The organism is Pseudomonas salomonii (assembly GCF_900107155.1).
GTDB classification, from domain to species: Bacteria; Pseudomonadota; Gammaproteobacteria; order Pseudomonadales; family Pseudomonadaceae; genus Aquipseudomonas; species Aquipseudomonas salomonii.
Genome location: NZ_FNOX01000009.1, coordinates 141,923 through 151,166, shown reverse-complemented (window position 1 = coordinate 151,166; position 9,244 = coordinate 141,923). Strand labels below are relative to the sequence as shown.

The window sequence follows — 9,244 nt, the reverse complement described above, 5'->3', positions numbered from 1 at the left end:
GCGGACATGGAATTTCGCAATCTGACGCCCTTCGATGCGTTGTGCTTTAGCGCACTGGGCATGGACGATCAAGAGTATCCGGTGCTGGTCATGAAAGTGGGCTATCGGTTGTTGCCCATTGACGGGCAGCCGGGGCAGTTTCGCGCCGAGGTGCTGGACGAAGATCCGCTGGCGCTGTGCACCGCTGATCGCTACTACGGCGAAGAAGGAGCAAGTAGCGTCTGCGAGGAAAGCGACTTGGCGCCGTTCAAACCGCGCTGTGATGTGATCGTGGTGGGCGATGCTTATGCGCCACGAGGTCAACCAGCAACGCAGTGGACGGCCGGACTGCGCATCAGTGCGCCGGTGGCGCCGCCACCCAGAATCGACGTGCCGCTGCCGACGCCGTTGAGTCCCGGCGAACGGCTGACCGAGTATCAGCTAATGGCATGGCAAGCCGCCCAGCAAGAAGCTTTTAAGCGTCGTGCTGAAGCCCCGACGCGCCATTACTTGTTGGACAAGCACCTGAAATTCACTGGCCCTCGCCAGTTTCGTCACAGCTTGTTTGGTGGCTGGCAATTGACCGAGCCGCAACCCGCAACGTGTGTCCCTCTGCGCTGGGAATATGCCTTCGGTGGCAGCAGCGTTGTGATCAATCCTGAACATGCGGCTGATGAAAACACTCCACCGTATTTGCTCAACGAGGTGTGTTACAGCAACCCACTGGGCCGGGGCTGGATCGAAAAGCGCCAGGAAGACCTCGGTTTTCAACTGGACAAGCCTCTGCGCGAACTCTCGGCACCGCAGATCGAGCCCATCGACAAACCCGTGTGGCGCCTGGATCGGGTCAAACATCCCGAGGGCGAACTAGACGCCAACGGCATGGCACAGATTGCAGCCAGCTACAAAAACCAACCGGTTGGATTTGGCGTAGTGGGACGTGCCTGGGCGCCGCGCCTGCCATTGGCCGGGCGCTATGACAAAACCTGGCAGCGCGAACGCTGGCCGGGCTTGCCACGGGATTTCGACTTTGCCTACTGGAACGGCGCGCCGGTTGATCAGCAGATCGATTTTCCGCCGCCTGCGTTTCGTCTGGAACTGTTCAACCTGACCAATCCCGACCTCACGCCCGCCGGCACCTTGTACGTCGAACTGCCCGGCCATCGCCCATTTGTCCTAATGCGCCTGCACAACGGCGCCATGCTGCCGCTGCCCATGCTCACCGACACCCTACGCATCGACACCAAGGCCATGACCTTGGCGCTGACCCATCGCATCAGCCTGCCCAATCACCTGGGCATTCGCGTGTTGGAAGCGCGCTTCGAGACCGATTCGAACACCCCTCTAATCAAGCGCGCAGCCAGGGAGATGCTCTGACATGGCTGACAACGTCATCGCTCGCAAGCAAGGCAAATGGCAGGTCGTCAGCATCGTCCCTGACGTGTGCAAAACCCCAATGGGTAGTGCCATACCGCCGGTGCCCTACCCCGTCACCGCCGAACTGAAAACCGCTACCGGCGTCGCCAAATCGGTACGTGCTAACGGCAAACCGGTGGTGGTGTTCGACAAGAGCTTGGTGCCGACCACCAAGGGTGATGGAGCTGGCGCCGCCAAAGGCGTCAAAAGCAACACCGTCGGCGGCAAATGCTATCCGCTGGAGAAGAGCAGCACCGTTCGAGCTGAAGGCAAGCTGGTCGTTCGTCATGGCGACATGTTTTGGATGAATGGGGTCTAGAGCATGGCGGAACCGTTAGAGATCAATGTCAACAAATCCTTCGTGCCGTATGGCGGCAAGGTCTTCGCTAGTTTTGAGAACGGCTGGGGCGTGACTGTTCAGATCTATGAAGAAGAGACGCTTCTGACCCAACAGGAAATGACCTATGCCGAGTATGTGGCGTTGCAGAAAGAAGCACTGCCTATTCCGCTGCCCGACTACCCGGATCCACGCCTGAATCGAAGCCCCGGTGGGACGAACACAAACGGCAATACCATAGGTCGGGTGGTGGGAGAAACAGCACCCGCTGCCGTCCCCGCCGCGCAGGCCAATCCGGCGATAGAGGCCGAAACAGATGCAGAAAAGGGCTGGTGGGACAGCGCCAGCCCATGGGTTCACGGCGGCTTGGATGGGTTGGGCTTCGTGCCTGGACTGGGGGCTATCCCAGACCTGATCAACGCTGGGATCTATGCGGCAGAGGGTGACGCAGTCAATGCTAGTCTCTCAGCAGTAGCGGCGATACCCTTTGTGGGAGATGCAATAAAGGGAGGTGTGCTGGTTGGCAAGGGGGCGCACCGTCTCGGATCAGAGGCCGCGCAACAGGCAACGCAGAGAGCAATAAAAGAGTCAGCGGAACGAGCGGAAAAAGAGGCATCGGAACGACTTTCAAAAAATGCAGCAGAACGACATGCGTCAGAGCAGCCTTTAGCCCCAAAAGCAGACAACGGCGCAAAGATACAACCCCAAAGGCCGACCACGCATACAAAAAACGGATACACATATCAGCTTGACAGTCATGGACGAGTGACAAAAGTTGAAGGCACTTTAACTCTAAACAAGTCTCAGACTAGAAACCAAAATGCCCAAAAAAATGCAGGAGGAAAAGATCGACTGCCTGATGACCAGGGCGGGCATTTCGTAGGACGTCGGTTTGACGGTCCGACTGACGAGATGAACCATTTTGCACAAAATGGCAATTTCAATAACAGCGCCTACAGAAAGCTAGAAAACTCCTGGGAAAAAGCATTAAAAGACAACAAAGATGTACGCATCGAAATAAACCCAAGATACAATGGAGACTCGCTAAGACCCGACAAAGTAACAGTTAAGCAATGGATAGATGGCATACCACAAGATCCAATAACCTATGCAAATAAGTATGGCGGATAGCCAGGAGTAATTCATGCAAGAGAACCTACCACCACAAGAGCAAGTATATACTCTAATTGGTCAATTTTTAATTGACACCGTGCCTGATGATTTCATGGAAGCATGGATAAGAACAGAGATGATTGAAGACGTTTGGAGCATAAGTATCTTCTACAAAAAGCCTCAAGGCAGTTACGGCTATATAAACGAGAACATAGAAGAACTGGAAGAACACTTCCAGACACTTCGACTTATATACAAAAAGGATACTAATTCAGCTTGGACCACCGCCACCTTTCACCTTTCCAAAGACTTTAAAATGAGTCTCGACTTAGGGTACGAAGACATTTCCGATTTCGGCTTAAGTTCCGAAAGGCGTGAAACATGGATAAAACACAACTTAGGTGAAGCACCACAAATCGATTGGTATTAATCTTGACTGCGCACTCTTCATGAAAGCCACACATGTTTGGCAGCGGGCGGTTGTCCTCCCCGGTGCGCTACGTCCGCGGTTTGGTCAGCCTATTCCAACAGGGTGATACCGGCTTTCGCCGCACCCGCTACACCGCCGTGGTCGAACCGACCCTGAAGCGTTTCGATCTGCGCTCCAACTGGCGAATATTCCAAAGCCAAGCCGTACCCGACATCATCACCAGCATGCTGGCCGAGCAAAAGCTCACCGACATCCGCAGTGAAATCTGCTTCGAACACCAACCCCGCGAATACTGCGTTCAGGCCGGCGAAACCGACCTCGATTTCGTCGCCCGCCTCGCCGCCGAGGAAGGCCTGCTCTACACCTTCGAACACCGCGCCGACGGCCACACCCTCGTCCTCACCGACCGCGTCGGCGGCCTGGGCACCATCGGCACGCACACCGACTGCCCGGTGATCTACCAGCCCATGGGTGGCGGCGATTCCATGGAACCGGCGTTGACCCGCTTCCACTACACCGAACAAGTGCGCACCGCGCGCCAGGTACAGCGCGACGACACCTTCACCCACCCGCGCTACAACCAGCAGCACACCGCCACCGGCGATCAGGACCTAGGCACCCAGGCAAAAAAAAGCCACTCGTTAGAGTGGCTTTTTCTTTGCATTTGGAGCGGGAAACGAGACTCGAACTCGCGACCCCGACCTTGGCAAGGTCGTGCTCTACCAACTGAGCTATTCCCGCGTCTTGGTGGTGTGCATTCTATAGAATCCAGAACCCCCGTCAACCCCTTGATTCAAAAAAGTTTTATTTCTTTTCAACGGTGGTGCGCAGATGCGGCCAGGCAGCGCGCAAATACTGAAGCATGGACCACAACGTGAGGCCGGCGGCGATCAGCAGCAAGGCGTAACCAATCAGCACCCACATCGAGAAGTCCGACGGGTTGGCCAGCAAAATCACCAGCGCAAGCATTTGCGCGGCGGTTTTCCATTTGCCCATGTTGGAGACGGCCACATGAGCGCGGGCGCCGATTTCGGCCATCCATTCGCGCAGGGCCGAGACGACGATCTCGCGGCCGATGATCACGGCGGCCGGCAAGGTCAGCCACAGGTTGCCGTGTTCCTGCACCAGCAGGACCAGGGCCACGGCGACCATCAGCTTGTCGGCCACAGGGTCCAGGAACGCGCCGAATGGCGTGCTTTGCTCCAGGCGGCGTGCCAGGTAGCCGTCAAGCCAGTCGGTGGCGGCAGCGAAGGCAAACACCGAACTGGAGGCGGCATAGCTCCATTCGTAGGGCAAATAGAACAACAAAATGAAAATCGGGATAAGCAGGACGCGTAGAACGGTGATCAGATTAGGGATATTCATCGGCACAACTGGCTACGAGGTGAGAAGGCATTCTATTCGCTGTGCAGACTTGCATAAATCAATTCTGCGAGCTTTTTACTGATACCGGGTGCTTTGGCTATTTCGTCAATGCTGGCACGGGATAGCTCCTGCAAGCCACCAAAATGTTTAAGCAGGTCGCGACGGCGGGTCGGGCCAACACCTGCCACCCCTTCCAGCGTTGAGGTTCGCCGGGTTTTGCCACGGCGGGCACGGTGGCCGGTAATGGCAAAGCGGTGAGCTTCGTCGCGGATCTGTTGAATCAGGTGCAACGCGGGGGAGTCGCCCTTCAAAGTGAACTCATGGGCGGCATCATTCAAGTACAACGTCTCGAAACCGGCCTTGCGCGTGGCGCCCTTGGCCACGCCAAGCAGGATCAGGTCAGGCACCGCCAGTTCGTTGAGCACGTCACGGGCCATGGACAGCTGGCCCTTGCCGCCGTCTACCAGCAGGATATCGGGGAGCTTGCCCTCGCCGTCCTTGAGTTTGCTGAAGCGCCGTGTGAGAGCCTGGTGCATGGCGGCGTAGTCATCGCCGGCAGTGACGCCTTCGATGTTGTAGCGCCGGTAATCGGATTTGATCGGCCCTTCCGGCCCGAATACCACGCAGGAAGCCACGGTGGCTTCGCCGCTGGAGTGGCTGATGTCGTAGCACTCCAGGCGCTGGGGCGGTTCATCCAGGTTAAGCACTTCGGCCAGGGCATCGAAACGTGCGGCAACGTGCTGACGATTGGCCAGGCGCGCGCCCAGAGCCTGTTCGGCATTGGTCACGGCCAATTGTTGCCAGCGCGCGCGGGTGCCGCGTACACGGTGACTGATGTCCAGCTCACGGCCGCGCAATTCGTGGATCGCCTCGATGAGCGTGGGGAAGTCCTCATGCACCACGTTGACGATCAGTTCGGACGGCAAGTCGCGCTCGGGGCTGCTCACGTAGTACTGGCCAAGGAAGGCTGCCATGACTTCGGCCACTTCCTCGTCGATACCGGTCTGCGGGAAGAAGTTCTTGCTGCCCAGCACTCGCCCGCCACGCACGCTGATCAGGTGCACGCAGGCGCCGCCGGGGTTGACGAAGGCGGCGATCACGTCGACATCACCGGTGCCACCTTCCATGCTTTGCTGGTCCTGCACGCGGCGCAACAGCGAGATCTGGTCGCGCAGCTCGGCAGCCCGTTCGAAATCCAGGGTACTGGCGGCCTGCTCCATGGCGCCTGAGAGTTCATCGGTGAGGGCGTTGCTGCGCCCTTCAAGGAACATCACCGAATGGCGCACATCTTCGGCGTATTCCGCCGGTTCAACCAAGCCGACACAGGGCGCCTTGCAACGCTTGATCTGGTATTGCAGGCACGGCCGCGTGCGGTTCCTGTAGAAGCTGTCTTCGCACTGGCGCACAAAAAAAGTCTTTTGCAGCAGGCTCAGGCTTTCGCGGATCGCGCCGGCGCTCGGGTACGGGCCGAAATACTTGCCCTTGGCCTTCTTCGCGCCTCGGTGAATGCTCAGGCGCGGGAAGTCACCGTCGGACAAATACACATAGGGGTAGGATTTGTCGTCACGCAGCAGGATGTTGTAGGGCGGCCGCCATTCCTTGATCAGCGTCTGCTCCAGCAGCAGCGCCTCGGTTTCATTGGCAGTGATGGTGGTTTCAACCTGGGCGATACGCGCCACCAGCGCGGCGGTTTTCGGCGCCAGCCCGGTCTTGCGAAAGTAGCTCGCCAGGCGGTTCTTCAGGTTCTTGGCTTTGCCCACGTAAAGCAGGCGTGCCTCGCTGTCGAACATGCGGTACACGCCAGGGCGGCCACTGCAGGTTGAGAGAAAGGCACTCGGATCAAACGGTGTGGTCATGTCAGGCGCTGGCGTCCACCATGCCGTGGCGTACCGCGAGCAGGGTCAATTCAACATCACTGCTGATGGCGAGCTTCTCGAAAATACGATAGCGGTAGGTGTTGACGGTTTTAGGCGACAGGCACAGCTTGTCGGAGATCGTCTGGACTTTCTGGCAGCCGACGATCATCAAGGCGATCTGGATTTCCCGCTCCGACAACGCATCAAACGGCGAGTCGCTGGTAGGCTGGAACGACTTGATCGCCAACTGCTGGGCAATCTGCGGGCTGATATAGCGCTGGCCGGCAAATACCAGGCGTATGGCTTGCACCATCTCGGCCAGGCCTGCGCCCTTGGTCAGGTAGCCGGCGGCTCCCGCCTGCAGAAGCCGGGTGGGAAAGGGATCTTCCTCGCACACGGTGACTACCACGACCTTGATGTCCGGATGGCTGCGCAACAATTTTGTCGTGGCACCAAGACCGCCAATCCCGGGCATCTTGACGTCCATCAATACCACATCGGGTTTCAACTCCCGGGCCTTGATCAGGGATTCCTCCCCCGATTCGGCCTGGCCGACTACTTGCAGGCCATCGATGTCAGCCAGCATTCGTGTAATGCCCGTACGAACGAGATCATGGTCATCGACTACTAGCACCCTAATCAAGCAGACACCTCGCGATATGGTCTTATAGGTTGCTGAACACCTTAGCAAAAAACCAAGGCGCAGACCTAGCTGCAAGCGTCATATATATAGAGTTTCAACGTGATGAAGCTGCCCGTCGGATGACAAGCAGCGCTGTTTCCTGGGTAAAAGGTCAGGAATCCTGGGCTTGCGGTTTGATTTTCCCATTCAACGCGACTGAATGTTCGGCCAGGGTGGATGTGAGGCGGCGGATTGCATCCTGGTCTTCCTTGAACATGGCGCGGTAATCACCGAGGACTTTCTCTTCTATCTGGCTGAGGTTTTCCAATTGGATCGGCGTGGCCACGCCGGTCAACACGTACAGGATATCAACACCTTTTTCGGCTACCCGTGAAAGATAGTCGGCTTTAGGCGCCCGCCCTCCGTTTTCATATTTGCCCTGGGCATTGGCTTCAACGCCTCCAATTTCACCAAAAACTTTCTGCGACAGGCCAAGTCGCTCTCTTTCTTGACGCAAACGCGAACCGATTCCACTCATTTGGATGTATGATCCTATCTGGCACACCCCAAGAGGTGACACACTCATCTCGTTTTACACAAACTTGAACGGTTTTGAACTATGCCCGGAATCCGTACCGCCGCACAAGCCAAGGCTTGGCTGGAACATCAAGGAAAGTCAGTTCAAGCGTTCGCACGTGAACATGGCGTTGATCCGGCCACCACGTATCAAGTGCTCGCTGGGCGTAAAAAGGGACGGCGTGGGGAAGCCCATAAAGTAGCGGTCCTGCTGGGCATGAAAGAAGGGATTATCGTGGATGAGCCCGTGGCTCAACACCGCGATCCAAACAGCGTGTCTTGAGCGCAGTATGCGCTTATTCCTACCCTGTGCTTGATTTAGTCCACAGCGCCAGCCTGACACACGCGCTCCATGCGCCAAAAGCAGTCCTCCTCCCCAACAATGCTCAGCCCCTGGCGCTGATACAGGCCCTTCGCCGGATTGGTCTTGAACACGGTCAAGCGTAAAAGGCCCAAGCCCTGCGCGCGCGCCTTGAGTACCATCTGCTGCAACACCCAACTGCCCGCGCCCTGTTTACGACAGCGCTCAAGCAGGTGCAATTCGCGAATATAAAGCGCCCGGCTGTCACGGCTGACGCTGATAAACCCCATCACGGTTTCATCCTGGCAAATCAGCCAGTTTTCACGCGAAGCCCAGGCGACATCAAAGCCATGGTCAGACCACAACAAATCGTACTGCAGGTAGTAGCGATTCATGGCTTCATGGGTCAGCGTTCGCGCGAACGGCAGGTCAAGGTCCGTCGCCGCGCGCAGGTAAAAACCCATTTCAGAGGGCTACGACTTGGCCAGTCCAGTGCTGGCCGTTGCGGCGGGCAATCACCAAAGCCTCGCCAGTGCCCGGTACGCCGGCAAGCAGGCTCCCGTCCGCAGTCCAAATAGCGCTGCGCCCTGCACAGGTATAACCACCGGACGGACCACCATGGTTGGCCATCAGGACCAGCATGCGATGTTCGGCGGCATACCCCTGAAGCAGCGCGCTGTCAGTTGCGTACCCGCCTTCGCTGATCAGCACACCGGCGGCGTACACCGTAGCGCCGGCCTCTGCTGCCAGACGCGGATGGCTGGCGTGGGAAAAATCCGCACAGACCGCGAGTGCAATCCGATCATCCGCCCATTCGAGTGCTGCGCCGCCCTGCCCTGCGACAAACGCCACCTCTTCGCCCGGGTGCAGATGTTGCTTGGTGTAGACCGCCAACGAACCGTCCGCGCCCAGCACCAGGGCTGCGACAAACACACCCGTCGCAGGTGCCAGACGAATCGGCATGCCCACCACTGCGGTCATTCGCAGTTCCTGTGCCATCTCGCGCAGCGGTGCCAGCAACGCGTCCTCGGGAGCAATCGCCAATTGGGCTGCCAGGGCCGGCTCATAGCCGGTCAACGACAGTTCCGGAAACACCAGCAATTGCACGCCCTGCTCCGCCGCCGCCTGCATAAACGCCAAATGCCGCTGGAGGTTGGTCGGCACGTCGCCGGCGATGGAAGTGGTTTGGGCAGCGGCAAGGGTCAAGGCAGTCATGGTCGCGTCCTGGCAATCATTATTAACGTGTGAA

The 9,244-nt window shown here is 57.9% G+C and carries 11 protein-coding genes, 1 tRNA gene and 1 pseudogene; 6 read left to right on the top strand and 7 right to left on the bottom strand.

Annotated elements, in window-relative coordinates; translation table 11 throughout:
- The 5 genes and pseudogenes from BLV67_RS20860 to BLV67_RS33715 form a co-directional block, all read left to right on the top strand.
- Positions 1-1,356 (top strand): DUF2169 family type VI secretion system accessory protein (locus BLV67_RS20860; RefSeq protein WP_244160736.1); only part of this gene is annotated, 1,356 nt, incomplete at its 5' end.
- 1 nt (position 1,357) lies between these two features.
- Positions 1,358-1,714: a DUF4150 domain-containing protein gene (locus BLV67_RS20855; RefSeq protein WP_069787285.1), complete on the top strand. Its 357-nt coding sequence runs from the start codon at positions 1,358-1,360 to the stop codon at positions 1,712-1,714.
- Between the two features lie 3 nt (positions 1,715-1,717).
- The gene (locus tag BLV67_RS32105; protein ID WP_083269379.1) at positions 1,718-2,863 is read left to right on the top strand and encodes a DNA/RNA non-specific endonuclease; all 1,146 of its coding nucleotides are present in this window, start codon (positions 1,718-1,720) and stop codon (positions 2,861-2,863) included.
- 13 nt (positions 2,864-2,876) lie between these two features.
- The gene (locus BLV67_RS20845) at positions 2,877-3,275 is read left to right on the top strand and encodes an immunity protein YezG family protein (protein WP_069787286.1); all 399 of its coding nucleotides are present in this window, start codon (positions 2,877-2,879) and stop codon (positions 3,273-3,275) included.
- Positions 3,276-3,307: 32 nt separating this feature from the next.
- Positions 3,308-3,835, top strand: a pseudogene (locus BLV67_RS33715) (contractile injection system protein, VgrG/Pvc8 family); the annotation flags it as partial.
- Between the two features lie 105 nt (positions 3,836-3,940).
- Here BLV67_RS33715 and BLV67_RS20835 read toward each other — a convergent pair.
- The 5 genes from BLV67_RS20835 to BLV67_RS20815 all read right to left on the bottom strand — a co-directional run bounded on the left by BLV67_RS20835 (position 3,941) and on the right by BLV67_RS20815 (position 7,656).
- Positions 3,941-4,016, bottom strand: a tRNA-Gly gene (locus BLV67_RS20835).
- A gap of 63 nt (positions 4,017-4,079) precedes the next feature.
- Positions 4,080-4,640 (bottom strand): CDP-diacylglycerol--glycerol-3-phosphate 3-phosphatidyltransferase, encoded by a 561-nt coding sequence (pgsA, locus tag BLV67_RS20830; RefSeq protein WP_056858037.1) that lies wholly within the window; start codon positions 4,638-4,640, stop codon positions 4,080-4,082.
- Between the two features lie 32 nt (positions 4,641-4,672).
- Positions 4,673-6,496 carry an excinuclease ABC subunit UvrC gene (uvrC, locus tag BLV67_RS20825; protein ID WP_056858038.1) on the bottom strand — a complete coding sequence of 608 codons (1,824 nt, stop codon included), beginning with the start codon at positions 6,494-6,496 and terminating at the stop codon, positions 4,673-4,675.
- Position 6,497: 1 nt separating this feature from the next.
- Positions 6,498-7,139 carry a response regulator transcription factor GacA gene (gene gacA, locus BLV67_RS20820; protein WP_003190387.1) on the bottom strand — a complete coding sequence of 214 codons (642 nt, stop codon included), beginning with the start codon at positions 7,137-7,139 and terminating at the stop codon, positions 6,498-6,500.
- A 151-nt stretch (positions 7,140-7,290) separates the two neighbouring features.
- On the bottom strand, positions 7,291-7,656 hold the full coding sequence (locus BLV67_RS20815; protein WP_065931466.1) for a helix-turn-helix domain-containing protein: 366 nt from the start codon (positions 7,654-7,656) through the stop codon (positions 7,291-7,293).
- 81 nt (positions 7,657-7,737) lie between these two features.
- Between BLV67_RS20815 and BLV67_RS20810 the strand changes: the two genes are divergently transcribed.
- Complete coding sequence (locus tag BLV67_RS20810; protein ID WP_074854515.1) at positions 7,738-7,977, top strand: DNA-binding protein; 240 nt, start codon at positions 7,738-7,740, stop codon at positions 7,975-7,977.
- Positions 7,978-8,012: 35 nt separating this feature from the next.
- On the opposite strand, the gene BLV67_RS20805 is transcribed toward BLV67_RS20810, so the two are convergent.
- Both BLV67_RS20805 and BLV67_RS20800 read right to left on the bottom strand, forming a co-directional pair.
- A complete protein-coding gene (locus BLV67_RS20805; RefSeq protein ID WP_065931465.1) occupies positions 8,013-8,459 on the bottom strand; it encodes a GNAT family N-acetyltransferase in 447 nt (148 codons plus the stop codon).
- A gap of 1 nt (position 8,460) precedes the next feature.
- Positions 8,461-9,210: a carbon-nitrogen hydrolase family protein gene (locus BLV67_RS20800; RefSeq protein ID WP_069787288.1), complete on the bottom strand. Its 750-nt coding sequence runs from the start codon at positions 9,208-9,210 to the stop codon at positions 8,461-8,463.
- Positions 9,211-9,244 lie beyond the last annotated feature (34 nt).

What these genes read in the sequence shown, in the direction of transcription:
- BLV67_RS20855 (WP_069787285.1), top strand. Translation starts at nt 1,358, where the DNA reads ATGGCTGACAACGTCATCGCTCGCAAGCAAGGCAAATGGCAGGTCGTC.
- BLV67_RS32105 (WP_083269379.1), top strand. Translation starts at nt 1,718, where the DNA reads ATGGCGGAACCGTTAGAGATCAATGTCAACAAATCCTTCGTGCCGTAT.
- BLV67_RS20845 (WP_069787286.1), top strand. Translation starts at nt 2,877, where the DNA reads ATGCAAGAGAACCTACCACCACAAGAGCAAGTATATACTCTAATTGGT.
- pgsA (WP_056858037.1), bottom strand. Translation starts at nt 4,640, where the DNA reads ATGAATATCCCTAATCTGATCACCGTTCTACGCGTCCTGCTTATCCCG.
- uvrC (WP_056858038.1), bottom strand. Translation starts at nt 6,496, where the DNA reads ATGACCACACCGTTTGATCCGAGTGCCTTTCTCTCAACCTGCAGTGGC.
- BLV67_RS20815 (WP_065931466.1), bottom strand. Translation starts at nt 7,656, where the DNA reads ATGAGTGGAATCGGTTCGCGTTTGCGTCAAGAAAGAGAGCGACTTGGC.
- BLV67_RS20810 (WP_074854515.1), top strand. Translation starts at nt 7,738, where the DNA reads ATGCCCGGAATCCGTACCGCCGCACAAGCCAAGGCTTGGCTGGAACAT.
- BLV67_RS20805 (WP_065931465.1), bottom strand. Translation starts at nt 8,459, where the DNA reads ATGGGTTTTTACCTGCGCGCGGCGACGGACCTTGACCTGCCGTTCGCG.
- BLV67_RS20800 (WP_069787288.1), bottom strand. Translation starts at nt 9,210, where the DNA reads ATGACTGCCTTGACCCTTGCCGCTGCCCAAACCACTTCCATCGCCGGC.